The sequence below is a fragment of the Psychromarinibacter sediminicola genome (assembly GCF_029168335.1).
Taxonomy (GTDB): Bacteria; Pseudomonadota; Alphaproteobacteria; order Rhodobacterales; family Rhodobacteraceae; genus Psychromarinibacter; species Psychromarinibacter sediminicola.
In genome coordinates this window covers 47,273-64,527 of record NZ_JARGYC010000022.1, presented here as the reverse complement: position 1 = coordinate 64,527, position 17,255 = coordinate 47,273, and the positions used below count along the sequence as shown (strand labels likewise).

At 66.2% G+C, this 17,255-nt stretch carries 19 protein-coding genes and 2 pseudogenes; 11 read left to right on the top strand and 10 right to left on the bottom strand.

Annotated elements, in window-relative coordinates; genetic code table 11:
• Window positions 1-211: 211 nt before the first annotated feature.
• The 7 genes and pseudogenes from P1J78_RS10425 to P1J78_RS10395 all read right to left on the bottom strand — a co-directional run bounded on the left by P1J78_RS10425 (window position 212) and on the right by P1J78_RS10395 (window position 5,315).
• Window positions 212-688: a hypothetical protein gene (locus P1J78_RS10425; protein ID WP_275567284.1), complete on the bottom strand. Its 477-nt coding sequence runs from the start codon at window positions 686-688 to the stop codon at window positions 212-214.
• A 232-nt stretch (window positions 689-920) separates the two neighbouring features.
• Window positions 921-1,211: a rhodanese-like domain-containing protein gene (locus tag P1J78_RS10420; protein WP_275567283.1), complete on the bottom strand. Its 291-nt coding sequence runs from the start codon at window positions 1,209-1,211 to the stop codon at window positions 921-923.
• A gap of 7 nt (window positions 1,212-1,218) precedes the next feature.
• Window positions 1,219-1,424: pseudogene (locus P1J78_RS10415) on the bottom strand (IS3 family transposase); the annotation flags it as partial.
• A 44-nt stretch (window positions 1,425-1,468) separates the two neighbouring features.
• A complete protein-coding gene (locus tag P1J78_RS10410; RefSeq protein ID WP_275567282.1) occupies window positions 1,469-2,302 on the bottom strand; it encodes an amidohydrolase family protein in 834 nt (277 codons plus the stop codon).
• 23 nt (window positions 2,303-2,325) lie between these two features.
• Entirely contained in the window at window positions 2,326-3,315 is a 990-nt protein-coding gene (locus P1J78_RS10405) for a Bug family tripartite tricarboxylate transporter substrate binding protein (protein ID WP_275567281.1), read from the bottom strand.
• Window positions 3,316-3,341: 26 nt separating this feature from the next.
• A complete protein-coding gene (locus P1J78_RS10400; protein ID WP_275567280.1) occupies window positions 3,342-4,865 on the bottom strand; it encodes a tripartite tricarboxylate transporter permease in 1,524 nt (507 codons plus the stop codon).
• Window positions 4,866-5,315, bottom strand: a complete 450-nt coding sequence (locus tag P1J78_RS10395) for a tripartite tricarboxylate transporter TctB family protein (protein ID WP_275567279.1) — start codon at window positions 5,313-5,315, stop codon at window positions 4,866-4,868.
• A 135-nt stretch (window positions 5,316-5,450) separates the two neighbouring features.
• Between P1J78_RS10395 and P1J78_RS10390 the strand changes: the two genes are divergently transcribed.
• Entirely contained in the window at window positions 5,451-6,659 is a 1,209-nt protein-coding gene (locus tag P1J78_RS10390; protein WP_275567288.1) for a LysR family transcriptional regulator, read from the top strand.
• A 269-nt stretch (window positions 6,660-6,928) separates the two neighbouring features.
• Here P1J78_RS10390 and P1J78_RS10385 read toward each other — a convergent pair.
• Window positions 6,929-7,104, bottom strand: a pseudogene (locus P1J78_RS10385) (IS110 family transposase); the annotation flags it as partial.
• A 296-nt stretch (window positions 7,105-7,400) separates the two neighbouring features.
• On the opposite strand from P1J78_RS10385, the gene P1J78_RS10380 reads away from it, so the two are divergent.
• The 6 genes from P1J78_RS10380 to P1J78_RS10355 all read left to right on the top strand — a co-directional run bounded on the left by P1J78_RS10380 (window position 7,401) and on the right by P1J78_RS10355 (window position 12,985).
• Window positions 7,401-8,153 carry an SDR family oxidoreductase gene (locus tag P1J78_RS10380; protein WP_275567278.1) on the top strand — a complete coding sequence of 251 codons (753 nt, stop codon included), beginning with the start codon at window positions 7,401-7,403 and terminating at the stop codon, window positions 8,151-8,153.
• A 91-nt stretch (window positions 8,154-8,244) separates the two neighbouring features.
• Complete coding sequence (locus P1J78_RS10375; RefSeq protein WP_275567277.1) at window positions 8,245-9,300, top strand: Bug family tripartite tricarboxylate transporter substrate binding protein; 1,056 nt, start codon at window positions 8,245-8,247, stop codon at window positions 9,298-9,300.
• A 103-nt stretch (window positions 9,301-9,403) separates the two neighbouring features.
• Window positions 9,404-10,048, top strand: coding sequence for a tripartite tricarboxylate transporter TctB family protein (locus P1J78_RS10370; RefSeq protein WP_275567276.1), 645 nt, complete (start codon window positions 9,404-9,406; stop codon window positions 10,046-10,048).
• Entirely contained in the window at window positions 10,041-11,543 is a 1,503-nt protein-coding gene (locus P1J78_RS10365) for a tripartite tricarboxylate transporter permease (protein WP_275567275.1), read from the top strand. Before P1J78_RS10370 ends, P1J78_RS10365 begins: the two co-directional genes overlap by 8 nt.
• 16 nt (window positions 11,544-11,559) lie before the next feature.
• Window positions 11,560-12,711: a sialidase family protein gene (locus tag P1J78_RS10360; RefSeq protein WP_275567274.1), complete on the top strand. Its 1,152-nt coding sequence runs from the start codon at window positions 11,560-11,562 to the stop codon at window positions 12,709-12,711.
• Window positions 12,712-12,715: 4 nt separating this feature from the next.
• A complete protein-coding gene (locus tag P1J78_RS10355) occupies window positions 12,716-12,985 on the top strand; it encodes an ATP-binding protein (RefSeq protein ID WP_275567273.1) in 270 nt (89 codons plus the stop codon).
• A gap of 154 nt (window positions 12,986-13,139) precedes the next feature.
• Here P1J78_RS10355 and phnF read toward each other — a convergent pair whose 3' ends face one another.
• On the bottom strand, window positions 13,140-13,865 hold the full coding sequence (phnF, locus tag P1J78_RS10350; RefSeq protein ID WP_275567272.1) for a phosphonate metabolism transcriptional regulator PhnF: 726 nt from the start codon (window positions 13,863-13,865) through the stop codon (window positions 13,140-13,142).
• Window positions 13,866-13,956: 91 nt separating this feature from the next.
• Here phnF and phnG point away from each other — a divergent pair, with 91 nt between their 5' ends.
• The 3 genes from phnG to P1J78_RS10335 are packed head-to-tail and all read left to right on the top strand — an operon-like array spanning window position 13,957 to window position 16,054.
• Window positions 13,957-14,412 (top strand): phosphonate C-P lyase system protein PhnG, encoded by a 456-nt coding sequence (phnG, locus tag P1J78_RS10345; protein ID WP_275567271.1) that lies wholly within the window; start codon window positions 13,957-13,959, stop codon window positions 14,410-14,412.
• The gene (gene phnH / locus P1J78_RS10340) at window positions 14,412-14,975 is read left to right on the top strand and encodes a phosphonate C-P lyase system protein PhnH (RefSeq protein ID WP_275567270.1); all 564 of its coding nucleotides are present in this window, start codon (window positions 14,412-14,414) and stop codon (window positions 14,973-14,975) included. The genes phnG and phnH overlap by 1 nt, the downstream gene beginning before the upstream one ends.
• Window positions 14,975-16,054: a carbon-phosphorus lyase complex subunit gene (locus P1J78_RS10335; RefSeq protein ID WP_275567269.1), complete on the top strand. Its 1,080-nt coding sequence runs from the start codon at window positions 14,975-14,977 to the stop codon at window positions 16,052-16,054. The genes phnH and P1J78_RS10335 overlap by 1 nt, the downstream gene beginning before the upstream one ends.
• Here P1J78_RS10335 and P1J78_RS10330 read toward each other — a convergent pair.
• The gene (locus tag P1J78_RS10330; protein WP_275567268.1) at window positions 16,036-16,323 is read right to left on the bottom strand and encodes a hypothetical protein; all 288 of its coding nucleotides are present in this window, start codon (window positions 16,321-16,323) and stop codon (window positions 16,036-16,038) included. The two genes, P1J78_RS10335 and P1J78_RS10330, sit on opposite strands and share 19 nt — an antisense overlap.
• A gap of 86 nt (window positions 16,324-16,409) precedes the next feature.
• On the opposite strand from P1J78_RS10330, the gene P1J78_RS10325 reads away from it, so the two are divergent.
• Window positions 16,410-17,255, top strand: coding sequence for an EamA family transporter (locus tag P1J78_RS10325; RefSeq protein WP_275567267.1), 846 nt, complete (start codon window positions 16,410-16,412; stop codon window positions 17,253-17,255).

Here is a 17,255-nt window from a genome sequence, read left to right as displayed (position 1 = left end):
ATAGCGGTCTTCCCATGATCCACCTCCACATATAGTGAATCACAAACCCTTCCTTATGGGAATCCCCGACTCTGGTTTTCCGCACGAGGCTCTAGCTCAGCGGTATCCGTATTGCGTCCATTTCGTGCAGGATGTCTTGCTCATCCTGAAACGGTAACTGCCGCCTCTCCGCACTGAGGGAACGGCTCTCTTCGTGTCAGTTTCTCTAGCCTCAGAAGGAAGAGAAATCGGTCATCTCGACGACGTCTTCGCCGGATGGCCCGACGGGGCCAGTCGGGCCGACTTTGAGGCTGAGACTCGCGTGTCCGCCGCGCGGGGTGGCCTGGCAGCGCGTCAGGTCGTAGGCGCAGATACTGGTCGCGTCAGTGCCATTGCACCACGGGACGACCCCGATCACCTTCGCGCCGGGGACGACCGGATGAGGGAGATCAAAATTGATCCGCTTGCCTTCGCGCGTACCGCGCGCCACGACGATACGGTGGACGCGACCTTGGCTGATCGAGACGAGACGCACGCTCTCATGCTCGCCGGTCGCCGGATCAGCGAAAGCCACGTTGCCGCCCGAGCCGGTGAGGCTAATCATGCCGGCGAGCCAGAGGGTCGCGCCCTGCGCCTGGCGCGCCGCCGCTCCGGGCTCGACGTGCGAAGATTCCGGTGTCGTGCCGAACTGGAGCCACGCCGGGTCCACGGCGAGCGTGCGGGCCAGTCCTTCGAGCTTCGGGGGACTGCGACAGACGGCTCAAGACAGCCGCTTCAAGAGCCGTTCGATCCAGGCTATGGATGATTTGGAGACGTTATTGGAACTCCGCCGAAGCCCCGCTCGCGTTGCGATGGAGCACTACGGCGCCCTCTGTTACTGGCCGATATAGAAGAAGTCCTTTACACCGCCGGAACCCATTCGCGATGGCGTGCCGGTAACACTACTCCACCGGAAAACCCGCCGCGCGCCAGTCGTCCTTTCCGGCGGCATAGTCGAGTACATCGGTATATCCCAACTCATCCAGACGCGCGGCAGCACGAGGCGATGCATCACATTCGAAGTCCTTGCAGTAAACGACGACCTGGTCCTCCTTCTGTGCCGCCTGTTGAACCCGTTCGTCGAAGTCGTCCGCCGAGAGCGGGATGTTGATCGCCTCCGGCAGATGAAAGTTCTCGAACGCCTCTTCCGAAAGCACCTCGATCAGGACAACGTCCTCGTCGTGACCTGCCACTGAACTTTCATCCAGCCGCGACCGGAGTCCGGTTGGTGTTTACGCCAGATGCCGCAGGTTGAGCAATCGCCCGACGCGCGGAGCCTTCCTCTCGCGCAGCGGGGCGGGCGATTGCGGTTGTCAGGCTGCGTGTATAGTGGACCAACGACTGGCTCCAAGACCGAGTGGAGCGTCTTTGTCGTCGTCAGTAGCCAAGGCCACGATGACAACCCGCATCAGAAAGCCGTTTCCAACGCCCGTACCTGACGGCAAGCCGCTTACAAGGCCGGTGCCGTTTGTCCCTTGAAATAGAGGTCAATGGCGTTCAGTCCGAGGATGCGTCGCCGGCTCTGAGGGTCGGGCACGGCATCGTGAAGCCAATCGAGCGTGCTTTGATAGGTCATTTCCTCCTCGCCGACGAAAGGGCAATCGCTCCCCCAGACAAGGCGGGTGTCGCCCGAGTGCCGGACAAGCGCCTTCAGATAATCGGTTGCGGCTGGCCCGATCCGGCCGTGCCCCGACGCCTTGACCCAGGTTCGCCCGTTCTCGAGCGTCCTCAGCAGGGCCTTGAAGCCCGCGCAGTTGACTCCCAGGCCAGGGTCCGGCCGCCCGAGGTGATCGACGACGAGATCGACGCCGGCACGCTCGAACACCGGCAGGATATCGGGCAGATCGGGGCCGGCGCAATGCAAGTGAATGTGCCAACCCTGGTCGCGGATCCGCCGGAACATCCGGCGGTATTCGAAGGTGGTGATGTCGGGCATCCGATCCAGCCCGATCATATGCATCCGCACTCCCACGACACCGGCGCGCGCCATGAAGTCGAGTACGTAGCGCTCGACCGTGGGTTCCAGGATCACTGTGCCCCGGAAGCGTGGGTTCCCGTTGATCGAGTCGACGAGAAAGTCGTTGTAGTCGGCCCACGGGCTGGCGGCGGCGAGTACGGCCAGGTGCACGCCATGCGCGTCGAGCGCCTTCGCGTAGTCGGCCAGCGTGTAGTCGTAGGTGGGCGCATGCCGCGGCTTGTCGCGCAGCGGCATGCTGGATTGGAAGATGTGAGCGTGGCAATCGACCATGAGATCATCGCCACCGGTGTTCGTGCCCTGGTCCATGTCGCTGCACGCTCCTCCTTGTCTCAGCGCGTCTCGATGCCGGCGTCTTCGATGACCTGAGCCCATTGTGCCCGGTCGGCCTCGAAGCGCTCGGCCATCTCTTCGGGCGTGAGCGGCTGGGCGCGCGTGTTCAGCTCGGCGAACCGTTCCTGGATCTCCGGCATGTTCGCCACCTCGACGATCGCCTCGTGCAGGGTTTCGATCACAGGCTCCGGCGTACCGGCCAGCGTCCAGAGAGCATTCCATCCCTCGACCTGGTAGCCCTCGACCCCGGCCTGCTCGGCCGTCGGCACATCGGGCAGCGACGGGTTGCGTTGCGACCCCGTCGTGGCCAGGATCTTGGCCTGCCCGCTCTCCATCGCCGAGGCGAAGGCGGTCGGGGACTCGAACACGAGGTCGATCTCGCCGCGGATCAGCGCCGCGAGGATGTCGGGCGACGTGCGGTAGGTGATGATGTTCGCGTCGATCCCGGTGACGGCCACGAAATACTCGGCCGACAGGTTCTGTGTGCTGCCCGGGTTGATGGTGCCGATGTTCAGCATCCCCGGGTTTTCCTGCGCGTAGCTGACAACGTCGGTCAGCTCCTCATAGTCGCTCTCCGGGTTCACGAAGAAGCCAAGGTCGAACCAGGCCAGCGTGGAGATCGGCGCGAACTGCTCCTGAGGGTCGTAACCGAGGGTCTCGAACAACGAGGTCGCGATGGTCGTGCCGTTGGACATCACGATCAGCGTGTGCCCGTCCGGCTCTGCCTTAAGAAGCTCGTTGGCTGCCGCCACGCCACCCGCACCGGGGTGGTTCTCGACGACGAATTGCTGGCCCAGGATCTCGCGAAACTTCTCGGCCGCAAGGCGCATGGTGATGTCGGCCAGTCCGCCGGGGCCGAAGGGCACGAGGATGCGCACCGGCTTTGTCGGGAAATCCTCCTGCGCGACGGCGGCCGGCGCAATGGCGGCGCCTGTCATCGCCAGTAGCGATGCCGCAGCGGCGCGGCGGGTCATTGTGATCAGTTTCATGGTGTCCTCCCTTGGGTTGTCGTCGGTCATTCGTTGCGTTGAAGCGCCTTGCGCCCGAACCGGCGTGGCAGCGTTCGGAACCAGCGCATCGACAGCAGCAGCACGAGAAGGGTAAGTGCCAGGAACAGCAGGCTGACGGGCCGCATGACAAAGACGGTCAGATCGCCACGTGAAAGAAGCAGCGCGCGGCGGAAGTGCTCCTCCAGCAGCGGCCCCAGCACGAAGCCCAGAAGCAGCGGCGCGGGAGAGAAACCGAATTTCATCATCCCATAGCCCAGCACACCGAAGATCAGGGCGATCAGCACGTCGAAGCTGGAATTGTTCACGCTGTAGACGCCGATGCAGATGAAGAACAGCATGGCCGGATAGAGAATGTGGTAAGGCACGGTCAGCAGCCGCACCCAAAGCCCGATCATCGGAATGTTGAGTACCAGCAGGAAGAGGTTGCCGATCCAGAAGCTGGCGATGACACCCCAGAACAGTTCCGGCTGGTTGATGATCAGCTGCGGGCCGGGCGTGATGCCGTGCAACATCAGGGCCCCCAGCATCACCGCCATGATCGCGTCGCCCGGAATTCCAAGCGTGAGGGTTGGGATGAATGCGGCCTGGACCGAGGAGTTATTGGCGGATTCGGGCGCGGCGACTCCCTCGATCGCGCCTTTGCCGAAGATCGAGGAATCCTTCGCGATCCGCTTCTCGGCCGCGTAGGACATGAAGGTCGCGATGGTAGGTCCGGTGCCCGGAAGGATACCCACCACGGATCCGATCAATGTGCCGCGCCCCGAAGACGGCCAGAACCGGCGCATATCCGCCCGCGTCGGGATCAGGGAACGCAGGGTGATCGAGCGCGGGTCGATCGCCGTGTAGTTCCCGCGCGAAAGGTTCGTGAGGATTTCCGAGATCCCGAACAGACCCATGGCCAGCGCCACGAGGCTTATCCCGTCCGACAGCGTGACCGACCCGAAGGTGAAGCGAGCGGTGCCAGAACTGATGTCGGTGCCCACAAGACCCAGCAGGATGCCGACCGCCGTCATGGTGACGCCCTTCAGGAAAGACCCGTTCGACAGGGTCGAGGCCGCGACGAGCGCCAGCACCATGATCGAAAAGTACTCGGCCGAGGAAAAGCTTATCGCTACGCTGGCGAGCATCGGCGCGAAGACGATCATGAGCATGATCGAGAACGACCCGCCGATAAACGATGCGATCGTGGTCAGGAACAGTGCGACCCCGGACCGGCCCTGCTGGGCCATCGGATAGCCGTCGAGGCAAGTGACGGCCGCCGGCGCGCTGCCCGGCAGGTTCAGCAGGATCGAGGCGGTGGAGCTGCCGTACTGCGCCCCGTAAAAGATGCCCGCCAGCATGATGATCGCAGAGACAGGGTCGAGATAGAAGGTCAACGGCAGGCACATCGAGATGGTCGCCAGTGCCCCGATGCCTGGCAGAACCCCGACGAATGTGCCGAGAGTCACGCCGAACATGCAAAACATCAGGTTTTCCAGGCTCAGCGCCGTCTGGAATCCCAGACCGAGATTCAAGAAGGTGTCCGACATTTAGCGCCCGAACAATGTCAAGGGCATGCGCAGCCCGGAGATGAAGATCAGGTAGCCGGCAATGCAGATGCCCGTCGAAAGCAGAAGCATCGACACGGGCCGGAACGGCGGTTTTGCGAGCGACGAGATCACGATCAGCGCCACCGTCGACGGCACGAGACCGAGACTGTCGATCAGTTGCGTCCAGACGATAACAGCCAGGCTGATGAACAATAGCGGGCGCCACGCCGTCGAGGACCGTTCGACCGGCGCCCCGAGGCTTTCGATCGCCGTGGCCACCGCCAGCGCCATGACCGTCACGCAGACGGCCACCGGGAAGAAACCCGGCCCCATCCGGCGCACGCTGCCCAGCTCGTAGCCGAGTGCGATCACCAGCGCGGTCAGCCCAAAGACCGCATTTGCCGCACATGCCACAAGCTCCGATAGGTTCGGACGCATCCGCTGTTGCAAGATCGTATTCCTCCTCCAGTCACTGCATCTGCCTTGCCGGGCAGCGCGCTTCCTTGCTCGGAGTCCTATGCTTCGGCGTCGTACACCGAAAATGGAATTGACGGTATTCGTGATAAGTAGTTGATAATGAGAGTCATGGTTGGCGCCTCCGAGAACACCGTTTCGCTGGTCCGGGCGGAGCCGAGCTTGAACCTCCGGCATTTGCGGATATTCGCGGCCGTCGCGCAATGCGGCAGCCAGCACGAGGCAGCCATCGCGGTTGGAGTGACGCAGTCCGCGATCTCGCAAGCGCTCAGAAAACTCGAGACATTGCTGGGCCGCAGGGTGTTTGCGCGTGGTCGCCACGGCATGGACCTTGCCGACGAGGGGCGTATTCTCTTGCGCCGGACACAGCGCATGTTCGCGACGCTGGAGGGGATGAAGAAATGGGTCCGGAACGCGGGCGTCTTCGATAACCGGCTGAAAATGGTACATCTCGGGGGGTTGGTCGAGCTCGACCGGGCCAAGGGCTATGCCGCCGCCGCACGAGCCCTCGGAATGTCCGCGCCAGCACTTCATCGCAGTATGCGCGAGTTCTCCGACCTCGTCGGCACGCATCTGGTCAGGTGGACCGGAACCTCGATTGAAACCACCCGGATCGGCGACCATATGGCCCGGCTGGCCGGACTAGCGCTGGCCGAGCTGCAGGCCGCGTGGGCAGATCTCGACGATCATGCCGGCGCTTCCTCCGGGCAGGTCCGCCTGGGGGCCATACCGATTGCCCGGACCGATATTCTGCCCGACGTCGTCGCCGACATCTGCGATACGGACCCTGGCGTTTCTCTCGAGCTGGTCGAGGCGGACTACGAGACCCTGACGCGCGCCTTGCGTCGCGGCGCGCTCGACATCGTGCTGGGTGCCTCGCGCGGTGCCGACCTGTCCGGGGATCTGGAAGAGCACGTGCTGTTTTCCGACGAACTTTCGGTCTTCGCTCGCAAGGATCACCCCCTGGCCGGCCGGCGCGACCTGACACTCGACGATCTTGTCCGCTATCCTTGGATCGCCCCGCGCTCCGGCGCCCCGACACGGAGCGACTTCGAAAAGCTGTTCGAGGGCCATTCCGTCGAGAGCGGACTGATAACGACGTCGTCGCTGGTGATCGTGCGCGCCGTGCTCGCGCGGACGGACCGCCTGACCCTGCTTTCGCGGCGCCGGGTGCTATACGAAGAACAACAGGGCTTGCTGACCGCTCTCGATCTCGCCCTGCCACTCACCCGTAGGATCATATGCGTCACCACGCGCCGCGACTGGCATCCGACGCGGCTGCAGTCGGACGTGATGGAGCGATTGCTGAGATGCACTTGAACGGGGGCGCAGCGGAGTGTGAACCGCCTGTGGAACTGATCCCGCCGGCCTTCTTCGTCCACTCGGGCATGGCGTCCAAGACGCGCTCCGGGGCCGCGATTGCTGACGATCAATTCGGAAACGCCATGCCGGACAACGAGCTGCCCAAGCTCGCGGGCCACGCATCGACCGCTGATAGAGGTATCGATGACGTCCTCCAGCCATTCCTTTGTGACGTCGTAGATCACATTCAGGGTGCGGGAGGCGCCGGACGGAGACCAGCTGGTTATGTGACGCGCCCCAGCACAGGCCTCGAGGCCGATCAGGCAGGCGCAAGCCCCTGAAAGAACCTGAGGTCCTGACTCCGCCGCAGCTGACGCCGCAGAACCGCAGCTCCTTCGGCATCGACGCCGTGGACCTAGAAGACGCACTTGGCGAGATCGCCGACCGTCGACATCTCTGTCATGGATGGCTCCCTTGATCGGTTCGGTTGACAGCACCCAATGTGGCACATTGCGATGCCGAGAGCGGGCGCCATCCACTCCGTCAATGGCGCGACCATCGGCGACTCGAGAGCAATCCCCTCCGGCAGCCCGAAGCGCAGCACGAAGTCGTTGAGGAACCGTGCGAGGCCACAGTTTCGACCAGCGAAACGGCTCTAGAAACCGGTGCGTGGCTCCGTCCCCCCCAGACTAACCAAATCTCCAGCCTTGCAAGCGAGGCGGCCAGAAGCCCAGTCACCACACACATACGGAGTTGCCCATGCAGGATGTCGTCATCGTCACCGGAGCAAGCAGTGGAATCGGTGCCGCGACGTCGCGCATGCTCGGCGCCCTCGGAGCCTGCGTGGTGGTGAATTACCACAGCTCGCGAGACCTGGCCGAAGCCGTCGCCGCGGATGTCGAGGCCGCTGGAGGCCGTGCCATCGCTGTGGCGGCTGACATGGGGAACGAGGCCGAAATCGTCCGGATGTTTGAAGAAACCGATGCTGCGTTTGGCTCGGTGACCGGTCTCGTTGCGAATGCGGGGATCAACGGCCCGCATCACCGGGCCGCGCACGAGTATGATTTTGCCGAGACGATGCGGATCTTCGCCGTCAACGCTGCCGGCGTCCTAGTCTGCTGCCGCGAAGCCATAAAGCGCATGTCCACCAAGCTCGGCGGCGCGGGCGGCAGCATCGTCAACGTCTCTTCCATCGGCGCACTTACGGGCTCGCCCGGACGGTTCATCCACTATGCCGGCTCCAAGGGCGCCGTGGATAGCATGACGAAGGGACTCGCGAACGAGGTCGCGCGCGACGGCATCCGGATCAACGCGATCCGGCCCGGCATGGTCAACACGCCGATCCACGAAAAGTCCGGCCAGGCCGACCGGGTGCGTGATTTCGCGGCGAAGACCGTGCTTGGAAGGGCGGGCACACCCGAAGAAGTTGCCGAGAGCATCGTCTGGCTGCTGTCGGACAAGGCGTCCTTTGTGACCGGCGCGATCCTGGACGTGATGGGCGCACAGAGGTGATGACGCAGAACCTGGCACGGCTGTTTTTCACTCTACGAAAACGGAGGGGGCGTCGGACTGGCGGCGGTGGAATCTCCGATAGCCTCCGGTCATGACCGCCAATTCGGCGGACGACGGTATGAGCTGGCAACTGGGAGGGCAGCAAATGACTACCTCGATCATAGGACGTTCGAACGCGCTGCGGCACGCCGCGCTGGCGGCCGCGATCGGCGCGGCTTCGCTCGTCGCGGCGCCGGTCGCGACGGCGCAGGACTATCCGAACAAGCCGATCACCGCGGTCGTGCCCTTCGGCGCGGGCGGCGGCACCGACACCCAGACCCGTATGTGGGGCGAGGCGATGGCGCCGCTCATCGGCCAGCGCGTCGTGGTGGAAAACCACGCGGGCGCCGCCGGCGTGATCGGCACCAAGCATGGCATCTCGCAGGACGCCGACGGCTACACCGTGGTGATGGGCGTTGCCTCGACCATCGCGATCAACCCCCAGACCAACCCGGCGGCCGATTACGTGCCCCTGGAAGACCTGCAGCCGGTCGCGCTGATCGGCTATACGCCCTACGTGATGGTCGTCGCCAACGACCTCGAGATCGAGACGCTGCCGGATCTGATCGCCTACGGCGAGGAGAACCCGGGCGAGCTGACCTTCGCGGGCTGGACCGGCGTGGGCGAGATGGCGCGGCAGGGGCTGGAACTGCGCACCGGGCTTGAAATGACGCCCGTTCCCTACGCCGGCATGGTCGAGGCGATGACCGACATCATCGCTGGCCGCGCTTCAGGCACGATCGTCGACCTGGCCTCCGCCCTGCCTTTCATCCGCTCGGAAGACGTCACGCCCATAGTGATGACAGGTCCGGAGCCGTCGCCAGCGGCCCCCGAGATCCCGACCATCGATGACGCGGGTGTGGAGAACTACTTTATCGACTCCTGGGTCACCCTGTTCGTCCCCGCCGGCACGCCAAAGGAGATCGTCGAGTACCTCAACGAAAAGACCCGCGAAGCGCTGCAGACTGCGCCTATCCAGGAACGCTACGAAGAACTCGCCATCGAGTTTCGCGATTACTCGGTAGAAGAGACCGAGGCCTTCATCGAACGGCAGATCAACGGATGGAAGTCGCTGATCGAGGAAACGGGCTCCGGCAAGGACTCCTAGCGCCGACACGAGCCGCAGCCGGAACCGCTCCCGCAAGGGAACCGGGGCCGGCTGCTCCCGTTTTCCGACCCTCGCTCCCGACATCAGGATATGAAAATCCACCATGCCTGCCGATTTGACTCCCGCCACCGCGCCGCCCATTCCGCGCTATGCCCGGATCGACGTTATCGGAGGGGCCGTGATGGTCTTCGTGGCCGCGCTGATCTGGTTCGGCGCCATCGGCCTGCGGGTGGGCGAACTCGTCAATTTCGGCCCCGGCGCCTTGCCGCGTGTCCTGGCGCTGATCCTCGGCGCGGCGGGGCTTGGCATGTTTCTCCACGGCCTCGTGCAACGCGAGCAGGAGGCCGAGCCGCTGGTGCTGGCAGTCAGGCCGCCCGCCATCCTCGGCATCGCGATCTTCCTTTTCGCGCTTTTCATCCGCGGCGGCGACTACGGGATCGTCTCGACACCACGCCTGGGCCTCATGGTCGTGGGGCCGCTGACCGTCTTCGTGGCCGGCTTCGCCACGCCCGAGGCCAGGCCGCGCGAACTGATTGTTATGGCCTTCGGCCTGACCGCAGCGGTTCTTCTGGTGTTCACCGACCTTCTCGGCGTGCCGCTGCCGGTGTTCCCGACCCGGTTGGAGGACGCGATCCCGCCATCCTTCGGCACCGACGCGGCGGTCCGGGCGCTCTACATCGTCTATGCCTGCGTGACGGCCGGCCTCTACACTTGGCTTTTCGACGTTCCGGGGCGCCGCCGTGACTGAGCTGATCGACCATCTCGCCCTTGGGTTCTCGGTCGTCCTGTCGTTCGAGAACGTCATGCTCTGCCTCGTGGGCTGCCTCGTCGGCACGATGATCGGGGTGTTGCCCGGCATCGGCCCGCTCGCCACCATCGCGATCCTGCTGCCGATCACCTACAACGCCGAGCCCATCGGCTCGCTGATCATGCTGGCGGGCATCTACTATGGCTCGCAATACGGCGGATCGACGACCGCGATCCTTGTCAACATGCCGGGAGAGTCGTCCTCGGTCGTGACCACACTCGACGGCCACGCGATGGCGCGCGAGGGCCGCGCGGGCAAGGCGCTGGGCATCGCGGCCATCGGGTCGTTCATCGCCGGCACCTTCGCCACCCTGGTGGTCGCCGCTATCGCGGTGCCGCTGGCCGACCTTGCCCTCAGCTTCACCGCCGGCAACTACTTTGCCGTCATGGTCCTCGGCCTGAGCCTCGCGATCGTGCTGGCCGGCGGCTCGCTTCTGAAGGCGTTCTGCATGCTGCTGATCGGCGTCACGATGGCACTTGTCGGGGCCGACCCGATCACTGCCATTCCGCGCCTGACCTTCGGCACCAACGTGCTCTACGACGGCTTCGGCATCGCCATCGTCGCGATGGGCCTGTTCGGCATTGCCGAAATCCTGCGCAACCTAGAAAACCCCGAACAGCGACCCTTTGCCGGCGACGTGGTGGGCGGGCTGCTGCCCGACCGCAATGACATGAGGGAATCCGCCGGCTCGATCGGCCGCGGCTCGATACTCGGCGCCGTCGTCGGCATCATCCCCGGCAACGGCGCGACGCTGTCCTCCTTCGCGTCCTACGTGCTGGAAAAGCGAATCTCGCGTCACCCTGAACGCTTCGGCAAGGGAGCGATCCAGGGCGTCGCAGGTCCGGAATCCGCCAACAACGCCGCCGCCCAGACCACATTCGTCCCGCTCCTGACGCTGGGCCTGCCGTCCACGGCCACGATGGCGCTCGTGGGCGGCGCCATGACGCTTCACGGCGTCGTCCCAGGTCCGCAGGTGATCGACCTGCACCCCGATCTGTTCTGGGGCGTCGTCACCTCGATGTGGATCGGCAACTTGATGCTGGTCATCATCAACCTGCCGCTCATCGGCATTTGGGTCCGGTTCCTCAAAGTCCCCTACCGCCTCCTGTTCCCGATGATCGTCCTGCTCTGCTGCATCGGCATTTACTCGGTCAATTCGCGCCCTGCCGACGTGATGCAGGTCGCGATGTTCGGGATACTCGGCTACGCGCTCTTCAAGCTCAAGTTCGAACCCGCGCCTCTTCTCCTCGGCCTCGTCCTCGGCGGGATGCTGGAGGACAACCTGCGCCGGGGCTTAATCCTCAGCCGCGGCGACGTCTGGCTCTTCGTGAGCGAGCCGCGGACCCTCGCGCTCCTCGCCCTGACGGTCGTGGTGGTCGGCTCGGCCCTCGTGCCGACGCTGAGCCGGCGGCGCCAGTTCCTCGTGGAGGACTGAATGCACCGCACCGCCCATGCCGCCTAGACAACACGCACCCCGCCCCGCCAGCGACGCCGAACACAGCATCGTCTACCGACGCGAGGATGCCTTCTGCGGATGGCCATTCTACTGCGGGCTCTGGCGGGTGGCGAATGGCGACCTCGTCGCCGGTTTCAAGAAGATCCCGCTGGCTTACCGCGACATGGCCGAGATCTCGCACGACCGCCTGACCTATCGCCAGGGCGACCTGTACCTAATCCGCTCGGTGGACAACGGCCGCACCTGGAACGGCGACGAGCTGACCCATGTGCACCCGCTGGACATCGGGGCCGACGAAATACTCGCTCGGGGAGCCCGCGACTACCGCGCCGAGGGGCCGCTGGAATTTGCCAGCCCCGACACGCTGATCATGACCGGCGCCGTTCCCGCCTTCCTAAAGCCCGACAGCCAGCCATGGCTACGCGCCTCCACCGACGGTGGCCGCACCTGGCGCCGCCACATCCTGCTGCCGATGGGAGGCTTCCCAGCACTCTCGGGTTGCGGCTCCTCCCTGACCCGCAGCGACGGGATGAACCTGATCGGGCTGGCTATGACGACCGAGGACGGCTGGGCCAACCGCCCGCTCGTCTATGCGAGCCGCGACGGCATCGACTGGCATTTCCTGTCGTTCATCGGCACCGAGGACGGCACCACCTTTGTCAGCACCCGCCAAGGCAGCTTCATCTTCGGCGCTATCGGCCGGTTCTACCCCCGGCTGATCGAGCTCTCTGACGGCACGATCCTCGCCGCGGTTCGCGCCCAGCGCGACGCTCGCAACGTGATCTGGACCGAACTCTATCGCTCCGCCGACGGGGGCCTGACCTGGACCTTCCTGTCGCGGATCACCGACTGGGGCGCGCCGGGCGACTTGGCGCAGCTGTCGGACGGGCGGATCGTATGCGTCTATGGCTACCGCGTCCGCCCGCCTGGTCTGCGGGCTAGGATCTCTGAAGATTCCGGAGCGACTTGGGGCGGCGACATCGTGCTGCGCAACGACGGCGGCAGCTGGGATCTCGGTTATCCACGGATCATCGAGCATGAGCCGAACCGATTGCTCGCCCTGTACTACATGAATCTCGCCAACGAACCGGTCCGGACGAAAGGCGGTGTCCGTCACATTGCGCAGACGACCTTCACACCCGACTGAACTGATGCGGTGGGAGTATCGACCGCATCAGTTCAAGCTGGTCGAGGCGGCGCGCGCGCAGACGGCGAAGGTGCTGGACAAGATCGGCTTCGACGACGGGCCGTTCAACGTCGAGTTCTTCCGCGATCCCGACAGCGGCGCGCTGAACCTCCTGGAGATCAACGCGCGCATGTCCAAGTCGCATTCGCCGCGACTCGCTGATCTTCCTGATCCAGCCGATGCCGCGGGACCGCGTGCGCTAGAGACATTCCCCGAGCCCATGCAGGCGCGATGAAGACCATTCGCGCAATTCCTGATGGAGCGCGCCCGACGAATGGCAGGGTCGCGCCCCGTCCGGTTCCCGCCGGGGCACAGCGTCCGGATGGGGTGTGCTAGCGGTATCAGTATATATATTTCAGATACTTAAGACCCCGTCCAACCTCGGACACCTAGTCCTCGCCCAGGGTCAGCGTGATCCTCTCGCCGGCGAACCAGGTCTGGCCGAACTCCACCGGCCGCCCGTCCGAATCCACGTTGATCCCCTCCGAGAACAGCAGCGGATCGCCTTCCTTCAGCTCCAGTTGCAGCGCCTGCGTCGCGTCGGCCGCCCGGGCGCTCAGCCGGGTGGCGGCGCGGGTGTAGTCGGTCACCCCGTACTCGGCCAGCGCGGCCGTCACGCTGGCGGTCCGGCGCAGCACCTCGGCCAGCGCGGGAAACCGCTGTGCCGGGAAGTGGCTCTCGAACAGCGCGACGGGGCGGCCGTCGGCCAGCGACAGCCCGTGATAGTAGCAGACCGCCGCGTCGGGGGCGATCCGCAGCCGTTCCGCGATATAGGGGGTCGAGACCTGCTCGCCGGCCGTCAGCACCCGCTTGTCCGGCGTCCGGCCCGCGGCCAGCAGGTTGCGGTGGAACCGCACGCGCCGGCCGATCGGGTAGTCCGTCGGCCGCGCCGTCACGAAGGCCCCCGCCCCGCGCCGCGTTCGCACCAGCCCGGCGTCGACAAGCTGCGCCAGCGCCGCCCGCACCGTGTGCCGGTTGACCCCGAACCGCTCGGCCAGCTGCGCCTCGGTCGGCAGCTTGTCGCCCTCGCGGTAGCGGCCCTCGGCGATGTCCTCTGTCAGGGCGCTGGCGATGGCTTGCCAGAGCGGGGTCTTTCGGGCGGCGAGGTCGGTCATGTCGTCAAAACTTCACAGATTTCCGGTGGCGCGGCGCCGTGGGATTTGGCAGGATATGTCTAGTTGTCTAGTTTCGGCGAAAGGGGCCGGGATGCTCGATGTTAGCGCGGACAGGACCGAACGTCAGGCGTGGATGGGCCTGCTAGCCCGGGCGCCGGAGGGGCGGGTGGCCGCGCTTCTGGCAGAGGCCGGGGCGGCGCGCAAGTTCGACTGGCTGCGCGCGCCGGAGATCGGCAGCGTGATGGTCCGCGGCCGCGCCGGGGGCACCGGGGCGCTGTTCAACCTGGGCGAGATGGCCGTCACGCGCTGCTCGCTGCGGCTGGCGGACGGGACCGTGGGTCATGGCTACGTGCAGGGCCGGCGCAAGGCGGAGGCCGAGGCGGCGGCGCAGGTGGATGCGCTGATGCAGACGGGCGAGGCGGCCGCGATCCGCGCCGCCGTGCTCACGCCGCTGGAGGCCGAGGAGACCGCCCGCCGCAGCGCCCGCGCCCGCAAGGCCGCCGCGACGAAGGTGGAGTTCTTCACCCTCGTGCGGGGAGAGGACTGATGGACAGCGCAAGCCTTCAGGGCGGCTTCGCCGATCCCGCGCCGCAGGCGGCGACGGCCTTCCGCGCGATCCTGAATGCCATGGCCCGCCCCGGCCGGATCGAGACCGTCGCGGGCGCCGCGCCGCCGGCGCCGCTCTCGCCCGCGGCCGGCGCCGTCCTGCTGACGCTCTGCGATGCCGATACCGGGCTGTACCTGGCGGGCGACACGGACACGGAGGCGGTGCGCGACTGGGTCCGGTTCCACCTGGGCGCGCCGCTGACCGGGCCGGGCGAGGCCGCCTTCGCGCTCGGCCGGTGGGCGGCGCTGCAACCGCTTTCGGCCTATCCGGCGGGCACGCCGGACTACCCCGACCGCTCGACGACCCTGATCGTCGAGATGGACGGGCTGTCGGCCGACGGCGCGACGCTGCGCGGCCCCGGCATCCGCGACACGGCACGCCTGTCGCTGCCCGAGACGGCGGCGTTCCGGGCGAACCGGCGGCTGTTCCCGTTGGGGCTGGACTTCATCTTCACGGCCGGGGCGCAGGTCGCCGCCCTGCCCCGCTCGACGGAGGTCGGCTGATGTATGTCGCGGTGAAGGGCGGCGAGCGCGCCATCGAGAACGCGCATGACTGGCTTGCCGAGGAACGGCGGGGCGATACCTCTGTCGCCGAGCTGACGGTGCCGCAGATCCGCGAGCAGCTGTCGCTGGCCGTCAACCGGGTGATGACCGAGGGCTCGCTATACGACCCGGACCTCGCGGCGCTGGCGATCAAGCAGGCGCGGGGCGACCTGATCGAGGCGATCTTCCTGATCCGGGCCTACCGCACGACGCTGCCGCGCTTCGGCTATTCCGACCCGGTCGACACCGGCGGCATGGCCTGCGACCGGCGCATTTCGGCCACCTTCAAGGACTTGCCGGGCGGGCAGGTTCTGGGGCCGACCTTCGACTACACGCACCGTCTTCTGGACTTCAAGCTCGCCGCAGACGGCGAGGGGCCCCAGGCGCCGGAGCGCGACACGGCGCCGGCACCCGTGCCGCGCGTCACCGGGTTCCTGAACCGCGAGGGGCTGATCGAGGCGGCGCCCGAGGACGACACGCCGCCGCCCGACCTGACCCGAGAGCCGCTGGAGATGCCGGCGAACCGCGCCCTGCGGCTGCAGGCGCTGACCCGGGCGGACGAGGGGTTCACGCTGGGCATGGCCTATTCGACCCAGCGCGGCTATGCCCGCAACCACGCCTTCGTGGGCGAGTTGCGTATCGGCACGGTGCCGGTGGAGATGGAGGTGGCGGAGCTGGGCTTTGCCATCGAGATCGGCGAAGTCACGCTGACCGAATGCGAGACGGTCAACCAGTTCAAGGGGTCGAAGACCGAGCCGCCGCAGTTCACCCGCGGCTACGGGCTGGTCTTCGGGCAGAGCGAGCGCAAGGCGATCTCGATGGCGCTGGTCGACCGGGCGATGCGCTGGGAGGAACTGGGCGAGGACGATGTCGGCGCGCCGGCGCAGGACGCGGAATTCGTGCTGTACCACGGCGACAACATCCAGGCGACGGGGTTTCTGGAGCATATCAAGCTGCCGCATTACGTGGACTTCCAGTCGGAACTGGAGCTGGTGCGCAAGCTGCGGCGGGACGCCGGCGATCAGGAGGCGGCGGAATGACTCTGGTCGCCGTCCGCCTCCCGCAGATGCCGCGCCACGCGCTGGCCGGCCTTGGGCCGGACGCGGCGGCGGTTCTCGCGCGGCGCGTCCGGCCGCTCGCGCCGGCCGAACAGCAGGCGGTTCGCGACGAACTGCAGCACCATGACGAAAGCCGCGAAGGGCAGGATCAGCAGCAGGATCGACCACATCGACATCTCGATGCAGGCGTCGCCCGCGCCGAAGATCAGGGCCCAGAGCGGGCTGACGGTTTCCTTGCAGGTCTCGAACATCGCGCATCCTTCGATTGCAAAGGCAATTCACACCGGAAAGGCGGCAGGAGCGTGACCCGAACCGGGCGCAACGACGGAGTCTGCGGATGACGGCCGGGGTCTTCGCCATCGTCCTGCTGGCGGCCCTGCTGCACGCGGGCTGGAACGCGATGGTCAAGGGCGGCGCCGACAAGGCCGCCGCGATGACCGCCGTGATCCTCGGCCAGGGGCTGTGCGGGCTGGCACTGGTCCCATTCGCGCCGCTGCCCGCGCCCGCGGTCTGGCCGTGGCTCGCGGGCGGCGTGGCGCTGCATCTGGGCTACAACGTCTTCCTGATCCTGGCCTACCGGATCGGCGACCTGACGCAGGTCTACCCGATCGCGCGCGGCGCATCGCCCCTGCTGGTGGTGCTGGGCACGGCCCTGTTCTTCGGCACCACGTTCACCCCCTTCGAACTGACCGCGATCGTCACCATCTCGATCGGCATCGCCTCGACCAGCCTGGTGCGACGGGCGGACGGGCTGTTCCAGGGCAAGGCGGCGTTGCTGGCGCTGATCACCGGCGGCTTCATCGCCGGGTATTCCATCGTCGACGGGCATGGGGCCCGGCAGACGGGCGACGCTCTGGCCTATTTCGGGTGGCTGTCGCTGATCGACGGCGTCGTCTTCCTCGCGGGCTGGGCGGTCGTGCGTCCCGGCGTGTTGCGGCAGGCGGTGCGCCTGCGCCGGCACCTGTTCCTGGGTGGCGGCGCCTCCTTCACGGCCTATCTGCTGGTGGTCTGGGCCTTTACGCAGGCCCCCATCGCCCATGTCACCGCGCTGCGCGAAACCTCCATCGTCTTCGCGCTGCTGATCGGCGTGACGATCCTGAACGAGCGCCTGAGCCTGGCCAAGGTCGCGTCGACCGCCATGACAATCGCCGGCGCGATCCTGCTGCGCATGAACCGGAACTGA